Below are 23,128 nucleotides of genomic sequence, written 5' to 3'. Positions count from 1 at the left end.
CAAAAATGCGGCTCGCCCTGGTGCGTGCAGATGCTACTCGAGTGCTACTCGACGCGCCAGGGCGGCGACGGCGAAAAGCGCTGCGCGATCCAGTCCACGAACGCGCGGGTTTTTGCCGGTAACAGGCGGTTCGACGGCACGACGGCGTAGATGGCGCCTTCGTCTTGCGGCAGCCATTGTGCAAGCGTGGGCACGAGCGTGCCCGCCGCGAGTTCCCGGCCGACCAGCCAATCCGTGCTGAGCATGATTCCCAAGCCTTGCACGGCGGCGTGAACGAGCGCTTCGGCGTCGTCCGAGACGAGCGGCCCGTCGGCACGTACCGTCACGCGCTCACCATGGGCATTGCCGAAGGTCCAATTAGGGTGCGAGGCGAGCCCCGTGAAGGCGAGGCAGGGCAGCCGCGCCAAATCTTCGGGGCGCTCGGGCGCACCGTAGCGCTCCAGAAACGAGGGAGCCGCGCACAGCAGGCGACGCCGCGGCGCGATGCGCCGCGCCACCAGCCGCGAATCGGCGAGTTCCCCGAGGCGCACGGCCGCGTCGAAACCTTCCGCCACGAGGTCGACGAATCGATTTGCGTAAGACGCATCGATGCGCACTTGCGGGTTGGCGGCCATGAAGTCGGGCAGCGATGGAGCGATCCACATCCGCCCGAACGTGGCGGGCAGTGCGAGGCGCAGCGTGCCGCGCGCCTCGCCGCTTCCGTGCGCCGAGGCCGCCTCCTGCGCTTCGGCCAATGCCGCCATGATCGCTTGCACTTGAACCAGGAAGCCCGCGCCGGCCTCGGTCATTGCGACGTGGCGCGTCGTGCGCGTCAGAAGCCTGACGCCAAGCCGCCGCTCCAGCGACTGCACGCGGCGTGAGAGAACCGTCGCGTCGCGGCTCAGCGCCGAAGCGGCCTTCGTGAACGAACCGAGCTCGGCTACGGCGGCAAACGCCGCCATCTCGGCAATATGACTTCCATCGGGCCATTGCTGCATGGTATGCACGATTGTCGTGTGGTTTGGTAAGTTTATCGGATATCTATGCATCAGTAAGCTTGTTTCCATTCAACCCGAGGAGACAAACCATGCATGCCGTCGAACTTTCCGCACCTTCTCTCGATGCTTTCCGCCGTGTGACATTGCCGCAGCCGGAGCCGGGCCCTGGTGAAGTGTTGGTCGCCATGCGGGCGGCGAGCCTGAATTTCGTGGACCTTGCCGTCGCCACCGGCGGCTACCCCGTTCCGCGATTTCCTTTGATTCCGGTGGCCGACGGTGCGGGCGAGGTGGCCGCCGTCGGCGCAGGCGTGACGGAATTCGTCGTAGGCCAGCGCGTGATTGCGCATTCGAAGCCGCTTTGGGCGGGCGGCCCCGCTCGTGCCGAAATCAGCGCGGCCACGCGGGGCGTGGTATTGCCCGGCTCGTTGGTCGAGTACGTCGTCTTGCCGGCGAGCGCGCTCGTGCCGACGCCCTCGCATCTGACCGACGAAGCGGCCGCCACGCTCCCGATCGCCGCAACGACGGCTTGGCGCGGCCTGCGCGCGGCCGGCGCGCGCGCTGGGTCGGTCGTTGCGCTAATCGGTACGGGCGGGGTGAGCGTCATGGCCTTGCAATTGGCAAAGGCGGTAGGCGCGACGGTGATCATCACGTCGTCCTCCGACGAGAAGCTCGAGCGGGCAAGGGCGCTAGGCGCGGACTTCACCGTCAACTACCGGCGCACGCCGGCGTGGGACGAGGCGGTTCTCGAGATGACGGGCGGCGCCGGGGCGGATCTCATCATCGAAACGGGCGGCACGCAAACGTTCGGCCGCTCGATCAATGCCGCGGCGCTCGGCGCCACCGTCTTCGTTATCGGCTTCGTCACCGGCACCACGGCAACGGCCGATCTGTTCGCGATCATGAGGAAGGAACTCAACGTGCAGGGCAACACGACCGGCTCGGTTGCGGATTTGCGGGATGCCGCGCGCGCCGTGGCGGCGAGCAAAATGACGCCCGTGATCGACAAGACTTTCGGAAGCGACGAGACGCAAGAGGCGTACGCTTACCTTGCGCAGGGTGGCCAACATTTCGGCAAGATCGCGATCGCGCATGGGTGGCGCTGAGCGCCCAAGCTCGCCGCCTGCGGCCGTTGCCGCCGCCTCCTCGTTTTCGCGCGCTTCATGCCTGCGGCCCGACCGCCGCGTAGCGCCCGAGCGAGCCGTGCAAGGCGACGTCCGCGGGGCGGCCGATTGGCAGTAGACGATGCCCGCAGCCCGGTATATAAGAGTCGAGCGAGGTCGCCGCACGCAAGTCGCGGCGTCGACCGCGATAGACCCATAGGACTGCCATGACGAATCCCGATCCGACCGACCCGAAGCAAGAGCCCACCTCTCCCGAACTCGACCACCTCCACGACGCCCTCGACCACGTCGATACGTTGCTCTCCTCGGGCAATATCGCCGTAAGCGCAGCCAAGGGCATCCTCTACAGCCTGATCGAGACGCTCGGCGCACTCGTCGGCGATCCCGATCTGCCCGAGCATAGCCGCGCAGGTTACGAAGGTTTGCTGGAGACGGCGCGCGAGCTGCGCGCCAAAGTCGGGAAGTAGCCCGGTTACAGGGCGCCGGCCGAGCGGGCAGCCAAGTGCGCCCGTCTCCGGCGGTGGCCTGCGACACGCTTTTAGCGGCCCACGCCGAGTGCCGACGATGCTCCCGAGCGATTGCTCCAGTAAGCGGGCATTGACTCCCTGCTAAAATGCGCTCGCCGCAATGTAGTGGATCGCAGATGAAATTGCTTGATGCCTTGGTCGAACAGCGCATTGCCGCCGCCGCCGCCCGTGGCGAGTTCGACGACTTGCCGGGAGCCGGAGCGCCACAGAACCTCGACGACGACTTGCTCGTGCCCGAGGAGGTTCGTGTCGCCAATCGCATTTTGAAGAACGCCGGCTTCGTGCCGCCGGCAGTCGAACAATTGCGCTCGCTCAGACACCTGCAAGAAGAATTGCAGGCGGCGGGAGATCGGGCTACGCGCTGTCGGCTGCAGGCGAAGCTGCTCGCGCTCGATATGGCCCTCGAGTCGCTTCGCGGCGAGCCGACGGTCGTTCCTCGCGAATATTGCCGCCGCATCGCCGAGCGTTTGTCGGAGCGGGTGCAAGACGGCGAAACCGCGGCGCTCCCATCCCCGCCGGCGAGGCTTTCGTGAACGAGCCGCTGCCCGCCGCGGGGCTACCGCAGCGGCAGGACCCGATCGGCACGAGCGGGGGCTTGACCGCGGCAGAGGCGGGGCCGGTGCATTCGGAGCGCGATCGGCGTTATATGTCGTTGGCGCTCGATGCCGCTCAGTCGGCCCGCGCAGCCGGGGAAGTGCCCGTCGGCGCGGTGCTGGTTCGCGGCGACCACGTGATCGCAACCGGTTTCAATCATCCGATCGGCGCACACGACCCATCCGCTCACGCCGAAATGATCGCGTTGCGCACGGCTGCGCAATCGCTGCAAAACTATCGTTTGCCCGGGTGCGAACTCTATGTGACGCTCGAGCCGTGCCTCATGTGCGCCGGCGCGATCATGCATGCGCGCATTGCGCGCGTCGTTTTCGGTGCGCGCGATCCTAAGACCGGGGCGTGCGGAAGCGTCGTCGATGCGTTCGCCAATTCTCAGCTCAATCACCATACGCAGGTCACGGGCGGCGTGCTCGCAACCGAATGCGGCAACACGCTGAAGTCGTTTTTTGCCGATCGCCGTCGGGCAATCCGAGCGGAACGCGCGGCCGCGGCGGCCCGAGCCCAGGCCTGTGTGCCGCAGCAGCCCGTCTGATGCCGCCAGGTCACGCGAGTCCTCGGTGCGCGATTTTTCCCCTCGAATAGACCGACCATGCCCCGTTCCCGCACGATAGAGATCGTCGCTCCTTCCGGCTACCCGCCCGACGCCCTCGCCGCCGAACGCGGCATGGATCGACTGCGAGCGCAAGGTCACGAAGTCCGTGGCGGGGAGGCGGCGTTGCGCCGCCACTTGCGCTTCGGCGGCACGGACGCCGAGCGCGCCCAAGATTTGAATCGTCTCGCCGATCCGGCCCGCGACTTGCCGGACATCGTCTTGGCGCTGCGCGGCGGGTACGGCGCCGTTCGCCTTCTCGATGCGCTCGATTACGCTGGGCTCGCACGCCGCCTCGCTGGCCAACGCGTTGCGATTTGCGGGCATAGTGATTTCACGGCGATTCAGTTGGCGCTGTTCGCACGCTCGGGACTGGTGACATTCGGCGGCCCCATGCTTACCGCCAATTTCGGTGCGCAGATACAAAGCGAGTTCACCCTCGAGCATTTTTGGCGCGCGCTCGAATCCCCCGAGTTCACGGTGCGAGAAGCGATTGCCCAAGCGCGGGAGGTCGATGTCACCGGCACGCTCTGGGGCGGCAATCTCGCGATGATCGCCGCCCTCGTCGGCACGCCTTATATGCCGCACATCGAGGGCGGCATTTTATTCATCGAGGACGTGAACGAGCATCCTTACCGGGTAGAGCGCATGCTTTATCAACTGCATCTGGCCGGCATCCTCGCTCGTCAGCACGCCATCGTGCTTGGCGACTTCACGGGAGGCAAGCTCTCGCCGTATGACAACGGTTTCGATTTGTCATCGGTGATCGAGCAGATCGGTAGCCTCACTGGATTGCCCATCGTGACGGGGCTACGGTTCGGCCATGGGGCGGACATTCTCACGCTTCCTTTTGGTGCGCACTCTAGGCTGCAAGCCGGGCGGGACGGCTTCGCCCTAACCGTCAGTGGACACCCCACGTTGAGTTGAGGCGACGCGGCGACTAGGCGCTCCGGACACCGAACGACCGAATTGTTGACAATTTTCGGCCGCATTCGATGCTGGATGTTGGTGCAACGGGCGCCGAAGAATGCACTCAATCATTGCGCTATGCACCAAGTAGCGGATAAATCAGAGGTTTTTAGGCACCCCGGGGCGTGCGCTTTGGCAAAATAAATTGTTGACAATCTTTATGTCGAATCTACTATAGCCAACATGTCGACAGCGAAATCATCGGAGCCGGCAACGCCCGCGGCGATCGCCGAACGTATTCGCGACGCGATTCTCGAGCATAGGCTCGAACCCGGGGCAAAGCTGACGGAGGCGCAACTGTGCGACGTGTTCGGCGTCAAGCGCGGGAGCGTGCGCCAAGCCTTGTCGTTGCTGGCCACCGAGCATCTCGTCGATCTGGAGCCGAATCGCGGGGCGTTCGTTGCAAGTCCGTCGCTTCAGGAAGTTCATGAAGTGTTCGAAATGCGCCGCATTATCGAGGCGGCCGTGATCGAGCGCGTATGTCGCAATCAAGGCGGCCAAGGCGCGGCGCACTTGAAGTCGATCGCGAAGATGATCGAGCGCGAACGCACGGCATTCGAGCGCCGCGATTTCCGTTCGTGGATTCGCCTGTCGGGCGAATTCCATACGGCCTTGGCCGTGCTAACGGGCAATCGCGTGCTCTGCAATTGCTTGACCGGACTCGTTGCGCGCTCGACGTTGATTTCGGCGTTGTACGAATCGCTCGGACGCAGTCCGTGCTCGTTCGACGAGCATGCGCAAATCGTCGCTGCAATAGAGGCCGGCGATACGGCGCATGCATCGGACCTGATGGTGCGGCATTTGGAGACGGTGGAATTGAAGATGCTCGATCGGCCTGCGCGCGGCGCAGCCGATCTGCGTGAAGTCTTCGGCCCTTAGCTCGAACGTTTTCCGGCGCGCCGTGCAGAGCGCGCCAAGCCAGACGATTTATTTAGGAGAACTAACTATCCTTGGGGCGAAGGTCGCAGGTTGCGCCGACTGCGACCGGTTGAACGAGGCGCTTCGTCACGTGCGCGGCGCCTTGGCGCTGCGCGGCAACGCTCTTTTCCTTCACCGGAGACGCTCATGCCTGACCTGACCATACCCACCGATGCGGGCGCCGTTGGCCCATCGCCCTCGACTAGCGGCGCCGGCTTGCCCGCCGGCTACAGCGAACGCCTGTGCAATGCCGACCTAGCGCCGCTACGCGATCAGCACTGGGGCACCTACAACATCTTCGCGTTCTGGATGTCGGACGTTCATAGCGTGGGCGGTTATGTCTTCGCGGGCAGTTTGTTCGCGCTCGGCTTGACGAGCTGGCAAGTGTTGATTGCGCTGCTGGTGGGCATCGGCATCGTGAACATGTTTGCCAACTTGATCGCGAAATCGAGCCAGCGCACCGGCGTGCCTTATCCCGTCATTTGCCGCGCGACCTTCGGCGTGCTCGGGGCGAACATCCCGGCCGTGATCCGCGGCCTGATCGCCGTCGCATGGTATGGCATTCAAACGTATCTCGCATCGAGCGCCTTCGTCATCGTTCTGCTCAAATTCGCTCCGCAGCTCATGCCGTATGCCGATGTCCATCGCCACGGGTGGCTCGGATTGTCCGCGCTCGGTTGGGCCGGCTTCATGACGCTTTGGGTGCTGCAAGCGTTCGTGTTTTGGAACGGCATGGAGACGATCAAGAAGTTCATCGACTTCGCCGGCCCCGCCGTCTATGTGGTGATGTTCATCTTGGCTGGCTACATGGTGACCCGCGCGGGCATCTCGAACATCAGTCTCAATCTCGGCACGGTGAAGTACCACGGTTGGGAAGCCTTGCCCGTCACGATCACCGCGATTTCGCTCGTCGTTTCGTACTTCTCGGGGCCGATGCTGAACTTCGGCGACTTTTCGCGATACTGCAAGAGCTATTCGAGCGTGAAGCGCGGCAATTTCTGGGGCCTGCCCGTCAATTTTCTCGCGTTTTCGCTGGTGACGGTGGTCACGACATCGGCGACGCTGCCTGTCTTCGGCGAGTTGATCACCGACCCCGTCGCCACGGTGGGGCGCATCGATCAACCGTTCGCCGTGGTGTTGGGCGCGTTGACGTTCATGATCGCGACCATCGGCATCAACATCGTCGCCAACTTCGTTTCGCCCGCGTTCGATTTCTCCAACGTCGCGCCCAAGCACATCAGTTGGCGCGCGGGCGGCATGGTCGCTGCGACGGCTTCGATCTTCATCACGCCGTGGAATCTTTTCAACAACCCGGCGGTGATCCACTACACGCTCGATGTGCTCGGCTCGTTCATCGGGCCGCTGTACGGCGTCTTGATCGTCGATTACTACCTCGTCAAGCGACAACACGTCGTGCTCGACGATCTCTATTCGATGTCGGAATCGGGCGCCTACTGGTATCGAGGTGGCGTCAATTGGCGCGCTGTGGCGGCCGTGCTGCCCGCGGCAGCCATCGCCGTGGTGTGCGTAATGACCCCGGCGCTTGCGCCCCTCGCCAACTTCTCTTGGTTCATCGGGGTTGCGCTCGCGGGCATTTTCTATGCGTTCGCGGCGCGCACAGTGGGTCGCTGATTCAAGACATTCCGCCATTGGAGGCGCAGCGCGATGAAAATCAAGCTCATCAATCCAAACACCACGGCGCGCATGACGGAAACGATGGCGCACTGCGCACGCGCCGTTGCGGCCGCCGGTACCGAAGTCGTCGCGGCCACATCGGCCATGGGACCGCCGTCGATCGAAAGCTGGTACGACGAGTCGCTTGCGCTGCCGGGCCTGCTGGCCGAAGTCGCGGCGGGCGAGCGCGAAGGCGTGGACGGGTACGTGATTGCGTGCTTCGGCGATCCGGGCTTGTTCGCGGCGCGCGAGCTCGCCCGCGGCCCCGTCGTCGGCATTGCGGAGGCGGCCATGCACGCGGCCAGCGTGATCGCGCCAGGCTTTTCCGTCGTGACGACGCTCGCGCGCACGACCGGCATGGCATGGCATCTCGCGGAGCGCTACGGTATGAAGCGTTTCTGCCGCTCCGTGCGCGCGACCGAGGTCCCCGTGCTCGAACTCGATCGGCCCGGCAGTGCGGCTCGGCAGTTGATCGTGGAGGAGTGCCGCCGAGCGCTCGAACAAGATGGCGCCGATGCCATCGTCCTCGGCTGTGCCGGCATGGCCGATCTGTGCCATGCCGTCGAGCGCGAGATCGGCGCGCCGGTCGTAGAGGGGGTGACGGCAGCACTCAAGTGGGCCGAGGCGCTCGTTTCCTTGAGACTCGGCACGGCTAAGCGCGGCGAGTACGATCACCCTTTGCCCAAGCGCTATGACGGGCCGTTGGCCGATTTCGGGCCGCGCGAGGCGCGAGGCGCGTGATCTGCTTGAGCCGCTTGCCGCCGCAGGCGGGCTCGCCCGACATACGAGCGGGGTGAGCCTCGATATCGGCCCGCTCGTATGGGCGCGAGGGGGTGTTTTATATACACTCATTGCACAGCGACGTATCGGTGCGCCGAGCGGCTTGCACGCTGCGTCGCGGCATCGTCGTCACCACGCTCGTAAAGAATCCTTGCTATGACATCCGATACCCGCTATCCCCGCGATTTGATCGGCTACGGCCGTCAACCGGTTCAGGCCGACTGGCCCGCAGGCGCACGCATCGCCGTCCAGTTCGTGCTCAATTACGAGGAGGGCGGCGAGAACTGCGTCTTGCACGGCGATCCGGGTTCGGAGCAGTTTCTCTCGGAGATCGTCGGCGCCGCGGCGTATCCCGCCCGGCACATGAGCATGGAGTCGATCTACGAGTACGGCTCGCGTGCGGGGGTCTGGCGCATCCTGCGGGAGTTCGAAAAACGCCGTCTGCCGCTGACGGTGTTCGGCGTGGGCATGGCCATCGAACGCAATCCAGACGTGGCGCACGCATTCGTCGAGTTGGGGCACGAGATCGCGTGCCATGGGTGGCGATGGATCCACTACCAAGATATGCCGCCCGAGCAGGAGGTCGAGCATATGCGGTTGGGGATGGAGGCAATCGAGCGTGTCACCGGGGTCCGGCCGCTCGGTTGGTACACGGGCCGAGATAGCCCGAACACGCGCCGGCTCGTCGCCGAATACGGCGGCTTCTTATACGACTCTGACTATTACGGTGACGATCTGCCGTTTTGGACGCAGGTGCAAGTGACGGGCGGAGAACAGCGGCCGCAGCTGATCGTGCCATATACGCTCGATACGAACGATATGCGCTTCGCGACCCCGCAGGGGTTCAACACGGCCGATCACTTCTTTGCTTATCTGCGCGATGCGTTCGACGTGCTCTATGAAGAGGGCGACGAAGCACCGAAGATGCTGTCGGTCGGTATGCATTGCCGGCTGCTGGGCCGCCCCGGGCGCTTTCGGGCATTGCAGCGCTTTCTGGACCATATCGAAGGGCACGATCGCGTATGGGTGGCCCGCCGTGTCGACATCGCGCGCCACTGGCATGCGCGCCATCCCTTTGAGCCTCTGATGGGCCGCCGCGCCGCATGAACCCGATGCAATATACGCTGGAACAACTCAATACGATGCCGCCCGACGCGTTCGAGGCTGCGCTCGCGGGCATTTTCGAACACTCTCCGTGGGTGGCCGAGCGGGCAGCTCGAATGCGTCCGTTTGCCAGCGCCGATGCGCTTTACGCGGCGATGTGCGAGATCGTCGGCAATGCAGGCGCCCAGCGCCAGCTTGCCCTTATCGATGCGCATCCGGAGTTGGCCGGCAAAGCGGCGGTGCGAGGGGAGTTGACTGCCGAATCGACGCGCGAGCAAAGCGGCGCCGGTCTCGCGCACTGCGCGCAAGAAGAGTTCGACAAGCTTCGGCGCTTGAACGAGGCCTACCGGGAAAAATTCGGCTTTCCGTTCATTCTGGCCGTGCGCGGCTACGATCGGGCCGGCATTATCGCCAATTTCGAAGCGCGCTTGAGCAACGCGCGCGAGGACGAGTTGCGTACGAGCTTGGAGCAGGTTTTTCGCATCGCCCGCTTCCGCATCGACGATCTCGTGACCGGATGACAGCGCGAGCGGCGAACGGCCGGCGGCTGCGCCCGCACGCTCGCCGCTGCGTGGCTACGCCGTTCCGAATAGCAGCATGAATGCAATGACAGACATGAAGGACGACAACGATGGCTCTTCCGATTCTCGACCCTAACGCGCCCGACTTCACACGCCGCTACGTGAACCTGGCCGATCCGCGACTGGGCGCGCAGGCGCTCGAAGCAAGCGACGAATTTTTTGCGCCGAAAGAGCGCATGCTCAATGCCGAGCCGGCCGTGTTCATTCCGGGCAAATACGACGATCACGGCAAATGGATGGACGGCTGGGAGACGCGGCGCAAGCGCACGACAGGATACGACTGGTGCATCGTGAAGCTGGCGCGCGCAGGCGTCGTAACGGGCTTGGACATCGATACGAGCCATTTCACCGGCAACTTTCCCCCGGCCGCATCGGTGGAGGCAGCCCACGTGCCCGGCGGAGCACAACCCGACGGCGACACCGAGTGGCGCGAGATCGTGCCGTCGACGACGCTGCAGGGCAATAGTCATCACTACCTCGCGGTCGCGGACACGCGCGCGTACACGCACGTGCGGCTGAACTTGTATCCCGACGGCGGCGTGGCGCGGTTGCGCGTATATGGGCAGCCCCAGGTCGATTGGGAGGAAGCGGGGCGCGACGCGCCGGTCGATCTCGCGGCGATGGAACATGGCGCGTATATCGTCGCCGTGAACAATCAACATTTCGGTGCCGCCTCGAATCTGCTGATGCCCGGCCGCGGCGTGAACATGGGCGACGGGTGGGAGACGCGGCGGCGGCGCGAACCGGGCAACGATTGGGCCATCGTCGCGCTGGCCAGGCCCGGCACGATTACGAAGATCGAAGTCGACACAGCCTTCTTCAAAGGCAACTACCCGGATCGCTGCTCGATCCAGGCGGCATACGTCAAGGGCGGCACGGACAGCTCGCTCGTGACCCAATCCATGTTTTGGCCGATATTGCTCGGCGAGCAGAAGCTGCAGATGGACAAACAACATTTCTTCGAAGCGGAACTGGCAGCAATCGGCCCCGTCACGCATCTTCGCTTGAATATCATTCCCGATGGCGGCGTGTCGCGACTGCGCGCTTGGGGCCAATTGGAATGAGCGGCGCCCGTACCAAATCGCTGACGATCGAGCCGCTGACGCGGGCGGCGTTCGAGCCCTTCGGCGACGTCATCGAGCTCGAGGGCGCTCGTCAGATTCCGATCAACTCGGGCACGACGATGCGTTATCACGATCTCGCACGCGTTGACGTGGGCGATGGCGGAGGGCGGCCGCTCATCAATGTGTTTCGCGGCCAACCGCGCACTATGCCGTTCGAAGTGACGATGCTCGAGCGTCACCCCCTAGGCTCGCAGGCTTTTTTGCCGATGACGGACCGGCCGTATCTGGTCGTGGTCGCCCCCGCAGGCTCGCTCGCGCCGGAAGCGGTCCGCGCTTTCGTGACGCGCGGATGGCAGGGCGTCAACTACGCAAAAGGGGTGTGGCACCATCCGTTGATCGCGCTCGATGCGATCAGCGATTTCATCGTCATCGACCGCGGCGGCGAAGGGGCCAACTGCGACGAACAGGTCTTGCCCGAGTCGCTGTGGCTTACCAGCGAGGCCATGGCGGCGGCTCGGCGATAGCAGGCCCGGCGTCTGCCCGCGCCATCACGCCCGCATCGTCATGCGGGCGTTTTTACATGCATGGCCAGATGGGCCCGCCGCGGCGTAGCCCTGCCGAACATCTGTCGTAGGAAATGGCTGACAAGCGCGCCGCCACGTATTACGTGAGGTTCAGCGCCGGCTGATTTGTTTTGACGCGGTGCTCGCCGATACTTTGATCACAGGAAAACGTTTCGCGCCACGCAACCGGGCACCGACGTTTCCAACTTCGAATCACCGGAGAGATCGCCATGAGCCGCTTCGCCCAAGACCTCCTCGAACTGCAACGTCTTTGCCTTGGCGGTTCGGGTGCGCTTACGCAACACCTGTTGCGCGAGATCGCTCGCAACCTGATCGCCGCCGGCGTTGCGGACGAGCGCGACGGCTGCTGATCTGCTCGGACCATAAGGGCAAACGTTTGCCTAAGCGACACTTTTTACGATGGAGCACCGGGTGGCCTTCCTTGCGATTGCCATACAGTCCGTCGACCTTTTATCCGAATCACCATTTTCTGGCGGAGACAGTCATGAACGGTAGCGAGACCCTCGAATCGATCCGCGAAATCAACCTGTCGTATCTCTCGCTCGCCCAGCGCCTGCTGCGTGCCGACCGAGAAGCAGGCGTGCAACGGCTAGGGTTGTCGACACAGGTGGCCGACATCATCGTCGACCTATCGGGCCCCCAGCTACTCAAGCTGGCCGGATGCGATCAACTCGTATGCTTCTTCCGCTTCAACGACCGCTCGATGTTCTCTGCATTGACGCCGCCGGCCGCGCGCGTGCCGGAAGGGGAAGGGCTCGACGCGCAGGCCGCGTGACGTCTGCCGTGCGGCGCAGCGAACCGCTACCGCGGCGCTTTCCTTGGCCGGCTAGCTAACGATTGCTCCTCGCTCGGCGCCCGAGCGGTGATCGGCGGTAACATTGAACGCTCGATCCACAACGTTCGCACGCTCGGCCGATGAACGCATTTTTCTGGTGGCTTCTCAATATAGGCGTACCGATTGCCGGGCCCGTCTGCATGCTTGGCCTGTTTTCAGTCACGCATGGGAAAGGGGTGGCGCGCCTCTTGATTTACGAGTCGCTCAAGGGTGGACAGCTTCTATGGACCACCATCGCTATTTCGGCGACGGCGATATACGAGAGTGCAACCGCGCTCGAACGACAAGTGGGGCCGGCTCCCCTATTCGAACTCGCAATCGCTGCGTTTCTGATGATCGCCTTCACGTGCTCGATGCTCGTGATGCTCGTCACCCTAAAGCAACACGATGACCGCGCGTTCGCCTTCGCGCACCGCCGGACGCAAGCCACCGCATGGCCGCTCCCGACTAGCATGCGTCTGCCTGAGGACGCAACGGTGAGCGCCGCGGTATGGCTGACCGGCGCAGCCGCGTTGTTGTTCGGGGCATTACATATGATTGTAAGCTGATTGAAGGGAATGTGTTACACTTGGGCACCTTGAAGGAGGAATGATGAACAGGCTACTCAATTTCGTCGGGTCCCAAGAGAACATTGATCGCTTCGCCGTCCGCTGGAGTGCAGGCGTGTCCATTTTTGCCGTCGCTACGGCTGCCGTGTTGGCGGTGGTTGCGCTTTTCAAATAAGCCCAACGCCGCAGCGATAAGCGGCGCAGTTCCGGCTGCGTCCGTTCAGTTCAGCCCCTCGGCTTGTCTTGGTCAGAGGGGTTTTATTTTTTCAGGCGCGCGCACCGCGTTTGCGCCGCCAGCCTGGCGGCAGCGCCCAAACGGCTAGTGCTGCGCGCGTGCGTTGAACCAGGCGGCCACCTTCTCGCGCTCCGCGCTCGTCATCTGCGTGACGTTGCCTAGCGGCATCGCTTTGAGCACCACCGCTTGTTGATACAGCCGCTGCGCGTTTTTCGAGATCTCGCCAGGTGTATCCAAGAGGACGCCTGCCGGTGCACTGCCCATTAGCGTGGGGTGCGCCGAGTGGCAAGCAACGCAGCGCTGCTGCAAGATCGGTTCGATATCGGCCAGCTTGACCACAGGCATGTTGGCCGCTTGCGCTTGTTGGGCCATGGGTTTGGGTAGCGTAATGGCCAGCGCCGCGGCCAGCAGGGCAATGCCGCCCGCAGGGAGATACCACAGCACTCGTCCGCGATGGCGCATGACGAAGAACTGGCGAATCAGCGCCCCGGCGAGCATGATGACGGTCAGCACGGCCCAGTTATAGGGGTGCGTGTACGTCATCGCGTAGTGGTTCGACAGCATCGCGAATACCACCGGGAGCGTGAAGTACGTGTTGTGCACGGAGCGCTGCTTACCGCGTTTGCCGTATACCGGATCGGGCGCGTCTCCCTTCAGCATGGCGTTCACCATCTTGCGCTGCCCCGGGATGATGACGAAAAACACGTTGGCCGACATGATCGTGGCCAGCATCGCGCCCACGATCAGGTATGCCGCACGGCCGGCGAATATATGGCAGGCGAGCCACGCGGCAGCCAACACGTAAAGCCCGACGATCGCACCGAGCAGCCGATCGTTGTGGCCCAACAGCCGACACAGCGAGTCGTAGACGATCCAGCCCGCGGCCAAAAAGCCGAGCGCAGCCGCAATTGCGACGACAGGCCCCATATCGAGGACGTTCTTGTCGATGAGATAGGTTTCGGGGGAACAAAGGTAGAGCACGGTGAACAAGCCGAATCCCGACATCCAGGTCGTATAAGACGGCCATTTCGACCAGTGCAGTTCCTCCGGCATTCGCGCGGGCGCGACCATGTACTTTTGCATATGGTAGAAGCCGCCGCCGTGCACATGCCACAACTCCCCGAATACGCCGCGCTCCGTGAGCGCTTGATCCTTCGGCTTCCTCAAGCTATTGTCCAGCGCAACGAAATAAAACGATTCTCCGATCCACGCGATTGCGACGATCACATGCAGCCAGCGAATCGCGAGATTCAGCCAGTCGGTGATGAAACCTTCCATGAAACGCCTCCAAAGCTCCTGATAATCGTTGGTATGGGGGAATCAGCTGCCGCGATAGGTGCTGTAAGCCCAGGGGGAGACTAGGAGCGGTACGTGATAGTGTGCGGTGGCGTCGGCAATGCCGAAGCGCAAGACGACGCGATCGACGAAGCGGGGCGTGGGCACGACGACACCGGCGGCAGCGAAGTAGTCGCCGGCGTCGAAGACGAGCTCGTATTCGCCCGCGGTCAATGCGTCGCCTTCGAGAAGCGGAGTGTCGCAGCGGCCGTCCTGATTGGTGACGGTCCGCTTGAGCGAGCGTCGTGCGCCGCCGTCGAGCTTGAACAGCTCGATCGCGATACCGGCGCCGGGACGGCCGTGCGCCGTATCCAGAACGTGGGTAGTCAGCTTGCCCATTCGCAGTTTTCCTCTTAGATGAATGCGAAAAGTAGTGAGGGCGGCTCGATCCGATGCGCAGGCGGCGGATCGAGGCTCCACAGCGCGTGGCTACATACCCGTCGGCGATTCGATGCGAGCGCCGTATCGCCATTCTATGAAGTCGGCGGCACTCGGCGCGCGTGCGATAGGAAAGATAAGAGCGGCCGCATGAGGCGAAGCGCCGCGCCGGCGCGAAAACGGCGAAATCGAATCAACATATCGGAACCGTGAAGGCGAGTATCGCACCTGCGTACATTGCCAGCGCTATTTTGGCTTCCGATCGTTATGCCAATCGTTTCAACCCGGAAGATCGAATGATCGCTGAACCGCCCCCGCGCGCGCCCCATGCCACTCGCCCCAAAACGATGCTCGTCAAGCATGCCGATGTGCTCGTCACGATGGACGGCGAGCGCCGCGAACTGCGCGATGCAGGGCTGTTCGTCGAGGGCAATCGTATCGTGGCGGTCGGCCCGTCGGGCGAGCTGCCGGGCGAGGCCGACCAAGTCTTTGATCTGCGCGGCCACCTCGTCATGCCCGGGCTCGTGAACACCCATCACCACATGTATCAAAGCCTGACGCGTGCGGTGCCGGCGGCGCAGAACGCCGAGTTGTTCGGTTGGCTGACGAGCCTGTATCGCGTGTGGGCGCATCTGACGCCCGAGATGATCGAGGTGTCGACGCTTACGGCGATGGCCGAACTGCTCCTGTCGGGCTGCACGACCTCGAGCGATCATCTCTACTTGTATCCGAACGGCAGCAGGCTGGACGACAGCATCGCGGCGGCGGCGCGCATCGGCATGCGTTTTCATGCGAGCCGCGGCAGTATGAGCGTGGGGCAGAAGGACGGAGGGCTCCCGCCCGATTCGCTCGTCGAACGCGAGGCCGATATCCTCTCCGACACGCAGCGCTTGATCGAAACCTATCACGACGAGGGCCGCTACGCGATGTTGCGGGTGGTCGTGGCGCCGTGCTCTCCGTTTTCGGTGAGCCGCGATCTGATGCGCGAGTCGGCTGCGCTGGCCCGCCGGTACGGCGTGTCGATGCACACGCACCTAGCGGAGAACGCGAACGACGTCGCGTACAGCCGCGAGCGCTTCGGAATGACGCCTGCCGAATACGCGCAGGATCTGGGCTGGGTCGGGGCCGACGTCTGGCATGCGCACTGCGTCCAACTCGATCCCGCCGGCATCGCGTTATTTGCGCGTACCGGCACCGGTGTGGCGCATTGTCCATGTTCCAACATGCGGCTCGCATCGGGCATTGCACCGATCCGGCGCATGCGCGATGCGGGTGTACCCGTCGGTCTGGGCGTCGACGGATCGGCGTCGAACGACGGCGCGCATCTCGTCGGCGAGGCGAGGCAGGCGCTGCTGCTGCAACGCGTGGGATTCGGGCCGGATGCAATGACCGCGCGCGAGGCACTGGAAATCGCTACGCTAGGCGGCGCTGCCGTGCTGGGGCGCGACGACATCGGTGCGCTGGCGCCCGGTATGGCCGCCGATTTCGTTGCATTCGATCTGAATCAGCCGAATTTTGCCGGCGCACTGCACGATCCGGTTGCGGCACTCGTGTTTTGCGCTCCGTCGCAGGTGACGATGAGCGTGATCAACGGCGAGGTCATCGTGCAAGAGGGCCGATTGACGACGCTCGAACTGCGGCCGCTGCTCGAGCGCCATAACCGGCTGGCACGCTCGTTGGGGGAAGCGGCGCGCCTCGCTTGACGGAAATCGCGCGCCGCTCTGCGAGTCGCGCTGGAGCCGGCGTTCGTGCCCGAGCCGGCGGGCCCGCGTAGCGCGTGAGCGCGCCGGCCGCAACGGTGCAGGCCGCCCCGTTACGGGCGATCGACGAGCGCGTGCGTTGCTTCGGCCACGAGACTGCGCAGCCATCGCACTTCGTCGGAATAGTGGCAGCGCTCGTGCCACAACTGGTAATACTGCATCGGCGGGAAGTCGAGGGGCGCGGGCAGCACGGTGAGCGGTAAGAATTTGGCGTAGTGGTCGGCGAACAGGCGCGTCGTCGTGAAGATGAGGTCCGATTTGACGAGCACGTACGGGGCGAGATTGAAGTACGGCAACGTGACGACGACGTGGCGCTTTAGCCGCTCGCGCGCGAGGTGGACGTCGATCGCGCCGCGCTGGCCGACCGAATACGGGGAAGGCGCGAGGTGCGGGGCGTTCAGATATTGATCGAGCGTGAGCGTCCCGCGTTTGGCGAACGGGTGCGTATTGCTCATGAGACAGACGATCTCGTCGACGAACAGATTCGACAGGTGCAACTGCTCGGGCGGTTCGGGCCAATTGCCGACGACGACGTCGAGCTTACCGTCTTCGAGCGCCAACTCGTAGTCGAAAGAGGGGCCGAGCGAATGGAATTCCAATTGAGCGTTGGGTGCGGCCTGCCTGAAGCGCTCGACGACGGTCGGCACGAACAGGACATTCAGATAGTCGGGACAGCCGATGCGGTAGCAACGAATCGACGTGGCAGGATCGAAGTTGTGCTGCTGGAAACGAATGCGCTCGATTTCGCGCAAGGCGTTTTGAACGGGCTCGAGCAGGCGCAGGCCGTATTCGGTTGGCACCATGCCCGACTTGCCGCGCACGAGCAGCGGGTCGCCCGTGATGTCGCGCAGGCGGCGCAGTGCGGCGCTGATAGCCGGTTGCGATTGGTTGAGCTTGACGGCTGCGCGCGTGACACTGCGCTCCATCAAGAGGGTGTGCAAGACGCGCAAGAGGTACGTATCGATCGCCTCGCGTTGCTGACTCATGGTTGCTCCAATATATGGTTAGGCTGATCGATCGTGGGTTCGGGTATGTGATTTTTAATATGTCTGTTAAAACGCGTCAAGCTCACATAAACCCGTGTGGCGCATAGGTCGAATCGAGCGCTCGCACGATATTGGCGGCTCGACGCTCGGGCGCGATTTGGGTATCGTCGGGCCCACGGCGCGGCAGGCGGAGGACGGCGAGCGGGACGAACCTCGCATGACGCGCAGCAGGAGAAACGGGGGCGATGGGCGAAGCGCACGTCGCATTGAAGCAGAAGAGCGGGCAGACAGCAGGAACGTTCGGCGACGGATCTCATGAGCAATCAATCAACTTTCCGCGATGCCGCGGGCGCGGGCCACGCCATCGTGCCGCGGCTGGCGCTGGCGGGCATCAGCAAGCAATATCCGTCGGTGCGCGCCAACGACGATGTGCATCTCGTCGTGGCGCCGGGTGAGATTCACGCGGTGCTGGGCGAGAACGGCGCGGGCAAGAGCACGCTGATGAAAATCATCTACGGCTCGGTGCGCCCCGATGCGGGCGAGATTCGGTGGGAGGGCGACGTCGTCGAGATCGGCAGCCCCGCGCAGGCGCGCAAGCTCGGTATCGGCATGGTTTTCCAGCACTTCTCTTTGTTCGAGACGCTGACCGTGGGCGAAAACATTGCCCTCGCGCTCGACGAGCCTTTCGACCTCGGTGCGCTCGGCAAGCGCATTCGCGAGGTATCGCACGAGTACGGGCTCGATATCGACCCGCAGCGGCACGTGCACAGCCTGACCGTGGGCGAGCGCCAGCGCGTCGAGATCGTGCGCTGCCTGCTGCAGCATCCGCGGCTGCTCATCATGGACGAGCCGACCTCGGTGCTTACGCCGCAGGCCGTGCGCAAGCTGTTCGATACGCTGAAACGATTGGCGCAGCAGGGCTGCAGCGTGCTCTACATCAGCCACAAGCTAGATGAAATCCAAGAGCTTTGCGATACGGCGACGGTCATGCGCGGCGGGCGCGTCACGGGCCAGGTCCGGCCTCGCGAGCAGACGCACGCTTCGCTCGCGCAGTTGATGGTGGGCCATGCGCTGCCCGATTACACGCGCCGTGCGCATGCGCCGGGCGCGGCGTTGCTGAGCGTCAAGCAATTGTCGGTGGCGAGCGACGACCCGTTCGGCACCTCGCTGGAAAACGTGACGTTCGACGTGCATGCCGGCGAAATCTTCGGCATCGCAGGCGTATCGGGCAACGGGCAAGCGGAGTTGCTCGCGGCGCTATCGGGCGAAAGGCGCGTGGCTGCCGCGGCAGATGCCGTCACGATCTGCGGCGAAAGCGCGGGCCGGCTCTCGGCCGGCGCTCGGCGCCGCCTCGGCTTCGCCTTCGTGCCCGAGGAGCGGCTCGGGCGTGGCGCCGTGCCCGCGATGTCGCTCGCCGAAAATGGACTCCTCACCGCGCATCGGCAAGCGGGCATGGTCCGTCACGGCTGGATCGGCGCGCGAGCGATCCGCGCCTTCGCATCGCGCTGCATCGAAGCGTTCGACGTGCGCTGCGGCGGCCCCGATGCGTTGGCGCAGTCGCTCTCGGGCGGCAACTTGCAAAAATTCATCGTCGGCCGCGAGCTGCTGCAGGCGCCGAAGGTGCTCGTGGTCGCGCAGCCGACATGGGGCGTGGACGTCGGTGCATCGGCCTTTATCAGGCAGCAACTACTCGATCTATCGGCCAAGGGAGTGGCCGTGCTCGTCATCTCGGAGGAACTCGACGAGCTGTTCGACATTTGCGATCGGATCGCGGTGCTCGCGCGCGGGCGCTTGTCGCCCTCGCGCAAGACGGGCGAGACCAACGCTGAAGAGATCGGCTTGTGGATGGCGGGCCTCTTCGGCGATCGCGGGGCTGCGCCGCCGGCGCAGCAAGCTGTCCATGCTTGAGGGCGCCGGCGCCGTGCCGACCCTTACATTCGAACTATCGACGCTCGCATAGACCATGTATTTTCCCTACCGAATCGAAGCCCGACCGACGCCCTCGCGAACGATGCAACTCGCGGTGCCGGCAATCGCCGCCCTGTTGACCCTCGCTATCGGGTTCGTGATCTTCGGCCTCGTCGGGCGCGACCCCGCTCAAGCGATGCACGCCTTTTTCGTCGAACCGCTCGCGAACGTCAATGGCTGGTCGGAACTGCTGCTCAAAGCTTCGCCGTTATGCTTGATCGGCCTTGGCCTCGCTATCGGCTATCGCGCCAACGTCTGGAACATCGGCGCGGAAGGTCAAATGCTGGCGGGCGGCATGGCCGCTAGCGGCGTCGCCATCCACTTCGATCAAGCGAGCGGCGGGTGGATCCTGTTCTCGATGATGGGCGCCGGCATCCTCGGCGGCATGGTTTGGGCCGCGATTCCCGCTTTCCTGAAAACGCGGTTCAACACCAACGAGATCTTGACGAGCCTCATGCTGACCTATGTGGCGACGCAATTGCTGATCTACCTCGTGAGCGGGCCGTGGCGCGACCCGCAAGGAATGAACTTCCCGATCTCGGAGATGTTCTCGGGCGATGCGCTCTACCCGACTTTCGGCGGCGACTGGCATTGGCATTGGTTGCGCGGTACGCGTCTGAATGCTTCGATTTTCGTGACCCTGGCGGCCGTGCCGCTCGCGTGGCTGTTCATGCGCAAGAGCTTCGCCGGTTTTCGCATGAACGTGGGAGGGCTTGCCCCGCTCGCCGCGCGCTATGCGGGCTTCTCCGATACGCGCACGGTTTGGATGTCGCTGCTCATCAGCGGAGCGTTGGCCGGGCTCGCGGGCATGGGTGAAATTGCAGGGCCGATCGGGCAGTTGCAGGCGAGTTGGTCGCCCGGCTACGGCTTCACCGCGATCATCGTCGTGTTCGTCGGGCGGCTGCATCCGCTCGGCATCGTGCTCGCGAGCTTGTTGATGGCGTTGCTGTATTTGGGGGGCGAGGCGGTGCAAACGTCGATGCAATTGCCGCAAGCGCTGTCGGGCGTTTTCCAGGGCCTATTGCTGTTTTGTTTGCTCGGAGCCGACTTGTTCGTCAATTACCGTCTGCGCCGGGCGCCCCGCGTCGCGCATGGATGAGCGCGCGAGATCCGACCGGGCGCGCGGTGCAAGCGCATGACTAGCCAATCGAAATAGAACGAATCATGGATATCCAACAAGCCGGCAATCTTGCTTCGAGTGCGGTCGTCGCCGCGATACCGCTGATGTTCGCGGGCATCGGCGAACTCGTCACTGAAAAGTCGGGGGTGCTGAACCTGGGCGTCGAAGGGATGATGTTGATGGGCGCGGTGACCGGTTATGCCGTCACGGTCACGACCGGGCACCCGTGGCTAGGCGTGGCGGCGTCGATGGCGGCCGGTGTCGCGATGGCGTTGCTGTTCGGCTTTCTCACGCTGACGATGCTAGCCAATCAGGTTGCGACCGGGCTTTCGCTCACGATCTTCGGCATCGGCTTGTCGGCCTATGTCGGCAAGCCGTATACATCGGCGTCGGTCAGCGCGACGATCGAAGCGTGGCCCGTGCCGGGGCTGGCCAAGCTTCCGGTGCTAGGGCCGGCGCTGTTCGCGCTGACGCCGCTGGGTTATCTCGCGTTCGCGGCCTTCGCACTCGTTGGGTGGTTTCTTTACCGGACGCGGGCGGGGCTCGTGCTGCGCTCGGTGGGCGAATCGCCCGCGGTGGCCCATTCGGTCGGCTTCCCGGTGATCGGCGTGCGCTACGGCGCGACGTTGTTCGGCGGCGGCATGGCGGGGCTCGCGGGCGGTTACTATTCGATCGTCTACCTGCATCTATGGCAGGAACAACTGACCTCGGGCCGAGGCTGGATCGCACTCGCGCTGGTCGTGTTCGCCACGTGGCGTCCTTGGCGCTTGCTGCTCGGCGCGCTGCTGTTCGGCGCGGTCACGGGCTTGCAGTTTTATGCGCAGGCGGTGGGTGTGCCGGTGCCGACACAGGCCCTCGCCATGCTGCCGTACTTGGCGACGATCGTCGTGCTGGCCGTCATCTCGCGCAACCCCAATACGATCAAGCTCAATGCGCCCGCTTCGCTTGGCAAGCCGTTTTTCGCGACGAGCTGAGCGAGCGAGGTCGGATCGACCGATTCCCCCACACCACTGGAGAAGTTCGATGAAAAGAAGAACGTTGCCACTGCTCGCCGCTGGTGCGGCGCTCGCGCTAGGCGCGGCCGTTGCGCCCGTCGCGCATGCGGCCGATGCGCCGGGCGTCGCTTTCGTTTACTTGGGCAACCCCGGCGATGCGGGCTGGACTTTCGCGCACGATCAGGGCTCCAAGCAAGCCGAGGCCAAGTTCGGCAACAAGATCAAGGTGACGCGCGTCGAGAACGTGCCGGAATCGGCCGACTCCGAGCGCGTGTTTCGAGATCTGGCGAACAAGGGCAACAAGATCATTTTCGGTTCGAGTTTCGGTTATCAGGATTTCGAGCTGAAAGTGGCGAAAGACTTCCCCGACACCGTATTCCTGCATGCGACGGGCTATAAGAAGAGCAAGAACTTCGGCACTTACGACGTGCGCATGTATCAAGGCGCTTATCTCGCGGGCATCGTTGCGGGCCACATGACCAAGACGAACACGCTAGGGTTCGTCGCGTCGGTGCCGATCCCGGAAGTCGTGCGCAACATCAACGCCTATACGCTCGGCGCTCGCTCGGTCAATCCGAAGGTCCATACGAAGGTCATTTGGATCAACAGCTGGTTCGACCCCGGCAAGGAAAAGCAGGCGGCGGAAACGCTGATCGGGCAGGGCGCCGATGTCCTGCTGCAGAACACCGATTCGAGCGCGACGCTGGCGACGGCCGAGGAGAAGAAGGTGCATGCGTTCGGGTGGGATTCGGACATGAAGAAGTTTGGCCCGAACGCGGCGCTCGGCTCGGTGGTAGCGCATTGGGGCGTGTATTACATGGCTGCCATCCAACAAGTGCTCGACGGCAAATGGAAAAATGACCCGGTGTGGTGGGGGCTGGCCCAGCAGGCAGTCGATCTCGAAGATCTGAACCCGTCCGTGGATGCTGCGGCGCGCTCGGACGAGAAGAAGGCGCACGATGCGATCGCAAGCGGTAGCCGCGACGTTTTCACGGGCCCGATCAAAGATCAAGCGGGCACGATCAAGGTGGCTGCGGGCAAGACGCTCACCGACGCGGAGCTCCAACGGCTCAATTGGTACGTCGAAGGCGTCGACGGTTCGCTGCCGAAGTAATGGCCTGCGTTCGCCAACGAGCGAGCGGGCGGCGCGTTCTGCGTCGCCCGGCTCAATCCTCCAAGCGCAGTCCCACCTTGAGGGTCACTTGCCAATGTGCGACGCTGCCGCCGTCGATATGCCCGCGCGTTTCGGTGACTTCGAACCAGTGCAAGTTGCGCAGCGTCTTCGATGCGCGTTCGATGGCGCAGCGCACGGCATCGTCGCTCGATTTCGTCGATGATCCGGTCAATTCGACGTACTTGTAGACGTGATCGTTCATGAGTCGGCTCCGCATTTCGTCGCAAATGGAACAACCAGTATAGGCAACGACGGTTGGGCGCGCCCGGGCAAGTAGCAGGGCGGCCCGCCTAT

The 23,128-nt window shown here is 63.8% G+C and carries 25 protein-coding genes; 20 read left to right on the top strand and 5 right to left on the bottom strand.

Annotation, left to right across the window (positions count from 1 at the left end):
* Positions 1 to 44 precede the first annotated feature (44 nt).
* Positions 45 to 977, bottom strand: coding sequence for a LysR family transcriptional regulator (locus QQS38_RS01045; protein WP_479643522.1), 933 nt, complete (start codon positions 975 to 977; stop codon positions 45 to 47).
* Positions 978 to 1,066: 89 nt separating this feature from the next.
* Between QQS38_RS01045 and QQS38_RS01040 the strand changes: the two genes are divergently transcribed.
* The 15 genes from QQS38_RS01040 (at position 1,067) to QQS38_RS00970 (ending at position 12,883) form a co-directional block, all read left to right on the top strand.
* Positions 1,067 to 2,080, top strand: coding sequence for a zinc-dependent alcohol dehydrogenase family protein (locus tag QQS38_RS01040; RefSeq protein WP_479643521.1), 1,014 nt, complete (start codon positions 1,067 to 1,069; stop codon positions 2,078 to 2,080).
* Between the two features lie 224 nt (positions 2,081 to 2,304).
* Complete coding sequence (locus QQS38_RS01035) at positions 2,305 to 2,565, top strand: hypothetical protein (RefSeq protein ID WP_479643520.1); 261 nt, start codon at positions 2,305 to 2,307, stop codon at positions 2,563 to 2,565.
* A 176-nt stretch (positions 2,566 to 2,741) separates the two neighbouring features.
* Positions 2,742 to 3,158 (top strand): DnaJ family domain-containing protein, encoded by a 417-nt coding sequence (locus QQS38_RS01030; protein ID WP_479643519.1) that lies wholly within the window; start codon positions 2,742 to 2,744, stop codon positions 3,156 to 3,158.
* On the top strand, positions 3,155 to 3,769 hold the full coding sequence (gene tadA / locus QQS38_RS01025) for a tRNA adenosine(34) deaminase TadA (protein ID WP_479643518.1): 615 nt from the start codon (positions 3,155 to 3,157) through the stop codon (positions 3,767 to 3,769). Before QQS38_RS01030 ends, tadA begins: the two co-directional genes overlap by 4 nt.
* A 57-nt stretch (positions 3,770 to 3,826) precedes the next feature.
* The gene (gene ldcA / locus QQS38_RS01020; RefSeq protein WP_479643517.1) at positions 3,827 to 4,753 is read left to right on the top strand and encodes a muramoyltetrapeptide carboxypeptidase; all 927 of its coding nucleotides are present in this window, start codon (positions 3,827 to 3,829) and stop codon (positions 4,751 to 4,753) included.
* A 225-nt stretch (positions 4,754 to 4,978) separates the two neighbouring features.
* The gene (locus QQS38_RS01015) at positions 4,979 to 5,674 is read left to right on the top strand and encodes a GntR family transcriptional regulator (protein WP_479643516.1); all 696 of its coding nucleotides are present in this window, start codon (positions 4,979 to 4,981) and stop codon (positions 5,672 to 5,674) included.
* A gap of 186 nt (positions 5,675 to 5,860) precedes the next feature.
* Positions 5,861 to 7,345 (top strand): NCS1 family nucleobase:cation symporter-1, encoded by a 1,485-nt coding sequence (locus QQS38_RS01010; protein WP_479643515.1) that lies wholly within the window; start codon positions 5,861 to 5,863, stop codon positions 7,343 to 7,345.
* A gap of 33 nt (positions 7,346 to 7,378) precedes the next feature.
* A complete protein-coding gene (locus QQS38_RS01005; RefSeq protein ID WP_479643514.1) occupies positions 7,379 to 8,128 on the top strand; it encodes an aspartate/glutamate racemase family protein in 750 nt (249 codons plus the stop codon).
* Positions 8,129 to 8,323: 195 nt separating this feature from the next.
* On the top strand, positions 8,324 to 9,274 hold the full coding sequence (gene puuE / locus QQS38_RS01000) for an allantoinase PuuE (RefSeq protein WP_479643513.1): 951 nt from the start codon (positions 8,324 to 8,326) through the stop codon (positions 9,272 to 9,274).
* Positions 9,271 to 9,792 (top strand): 2-oxo-4-hydroxy-4-carboxy-5-ureidoimidazoline decarboxylase, encoded by a 522-nt coding sequence (uraD, locus tag QQS38_RS00995; protein ID WP_479643512.1) that lies wholly within the window; start codon positions 9,271 to 9,273, stop codon positions 9,790 to 9,792. Before puuE ends, uraD begins: the two co-directional genes overlap by 4 nt.
* A gap of 110 nt (positions 9,793 to 9,902) precedes the next feature.
* Positions 9,903 to 10,916 carry an allantoicase gene (gene alc, locus QQS38_RS00990; RefSeq protein ID WP_479643511.1) on the top strand — a complete coding sequence of 338 codons (1,014 nt, stop codon included), beginning with the start codon at positions 9,903 to 9,905 and terminating at the stop codon, positions 10,914 to 10,916.
* On the top strand, positions 10,913 to 11,440 hold the full coding sequence (locus tag QQS38_RS00985) for an ureidoglycolate lyase (RefSeq protein ID WP_479643510.1): 528 nt from the start codon (positions 10,913 to 10,915) through the stop codon (positions 11,438 to 11,440). The genes alc and QQS38_RS00985 overlap by 4 nt, the downstream gene beginning before the upstream one ends.
* 269 nt (positions 11,441 to 11,709) lie before the next feature.
* On the top strand, positions 11,710 to 11,850 hold the full coding sequence (locus tag QQS38_RS00980) for a hypothetical protein (RefSeq protein WP_479643509.1): 141 nt from the start codon (positions 11,710 to 11,712) through the stop codon (positions 11,848 to 11,850).
* Between the two features lie 134 nt (positions 11,851 to 11,984).
* On the top strand, positions 11,985 to 12,275 hold the full coding sequence (flhD, locus tag QQS38_RS00975; RefSeq protein ID WP_479643508.1) for a flagellar transcriptional regulator FlhD: 291 nt from the start codon (positions 11,985 to 11,987) through the stop codon (positions 12,273 to 12,275).
* 140 nt (positions 12,276 to 12,415) lie between these two features.
* Entirely contained in the window at positions 12,416 to 12,883 is a 468-nt protein-coding gene (locus QQS38_RS00970; RefSeq protein ID WP_479643507.1) for a hypothetical protein, read from the top strand.
* A 319-nt stretch (positions 12,884 to 13,202) separates the two neighbouring features.
* Here the strand turns inward: QQS38_RS00970 and QQS38_RS00965 are convergent, their stop codons facing one another.
* Together QQS38_RS00965 and uraH are read right to left on the bottom strand one after the other, a co-directional pair.
* Positions 13,203 to 14,396, bottom strand: a complete 1,194-nt coding sequence (locus QQS38_RS00965; protein ID WP_479643506.1) for a urate hydroxylase PuuD — start codon at positions 14,394 to 14,396, stop codon at positions 13,203 to 13,205.
* A 42-nt stretch (positions 14,397 to 14,438) separates the two neighbouring features.
* Positions 14,439 to 14,792, bottom strand: a complete 354-nt coding sequence (gene uraH / locus QQS38_RS00960; protein WP_479643505.1) for a hydroxyisourate hydrolase — start codon at positions 14,790 to 14,792, stop codon at positions 14,439 to 14,441.
* A 335-nt stretch (positions 14,793 to 15,127) separates the two neighbouring features.
* On the opposite strand from uraH, the gene QQS38_RS00955 reads away from it, so the two are divergent.
* Positions 15,128 to 16,534, top strand: a complete 1,407-nt coding sequence (locus QQS38_RS00955; protein WP_479643504.1) for an 8-oxoguanine deaminase — start codon at positions 15,128 to 15,130, stop codon at positions 16,532 to 16,534.
* A gap of 110 nt (positions 16,535 to 16,644) precedes the next feature.
* On the opposite strand, the gene QQS38_RS00950 is transcribed toward QQS38_RS00955, so the two are convergent.
* Positions 16,645 to 17,577: a LysR substrate-binding domain-containing protein gene (locus QQS38_RS00950; RefSeq protein ID WP_479643503.1), complete on the bottom strand. Its 933-nt coding sequence runs from the start codon at positions 17,575 to 17,577 to the stop codon at positions 16,645 to 16,647.
* Between the two features lie 315 nt (positions 17,578 to 17,892).
* Here QQS38_RS00950 and QQS38_RS00945 point away from each other — a divergent pair, with 315 nt between their 5' ends.
* The 4 genes from QQS38_RS00945 (at position 17,893) to QQS38_RS00930 (ending at position 22,774) form a co-directional block, all read left to right on the top strand.
* Complete coding sequence (locus tag QQS38_RS00945; protein ID WP_479643502.1) at positions 17,893 to 19,485, top strand: ABC transporter ATP-binding protein; 1,593 nt, start codon at positions 17,893 to 17,895, stop codon at positions 19,483 to 19,485.
* Positions 19,486 to 19,540: 55 nt separating this feature from the next.
* Positions 19,541 to 20,644: an ABC transporter permease gene (locus tag QQS38_RS00940; RefSeq protein WP_479643501.1), complete on the top strand. Its 1,104-nt coding sequence runs from the start codon at positions 19,541 to 19,543 to the stop codon at positions 20,642 to 20,644.
* A 65-nt stretch (positions 20,645 to 20,709) separates the two neighbouring features.
* A complete protein-coding gene (locus QQS38_RS00935; RefSeq protein WP_479643500.1) occupies positions 20,710 to 21,639 on the top strand; it encodes an ABC transporter permease in 930 nt (309 codons plus the stop codon).
* Between the two features lie 49 nt (positions 21,640 to 21,688).
* Complete coding sequence (locus tag QQS38_RS00930) at positions 21,689 to 22,774, top strand: BMP family ABC transporter substrate-binding protein (RefSeq protein WP_479643499.1); 1,086 nt, start codon at positions 21,689 to 21,691, stop codon at positions 22,772 to 22,774.
* 52 nt (positions 22,775 to 22,826) lie between these two features.
* On the opposite strand, the gene QQS38_RS00925 is transcribed toward QQS38_RS00930, so the two are convergent.
* The gene (locus QQS38_RS00925) at positions 22,827 to 23,036 is read right to left on the bottom strand and encodes a dodecin (protein WP_479643498.1); all 210 of its coding nucleotides are present in this window, start codon (positions 23,034 to 23,036) and stop codon (positions 22,827 to 22,829) included.
* Between the last annotated feature and the right edge of the window lie 92 nt (positions 23,037 to 23,128).

The organism is Trinickia sp. Z7, assembly GCF_056498045.1.
The sequence above is the reverse complement of the archived record's forward strand: the minus strand, read 5'-3'. Positions and strand labels throughout refer to the sequence as shown.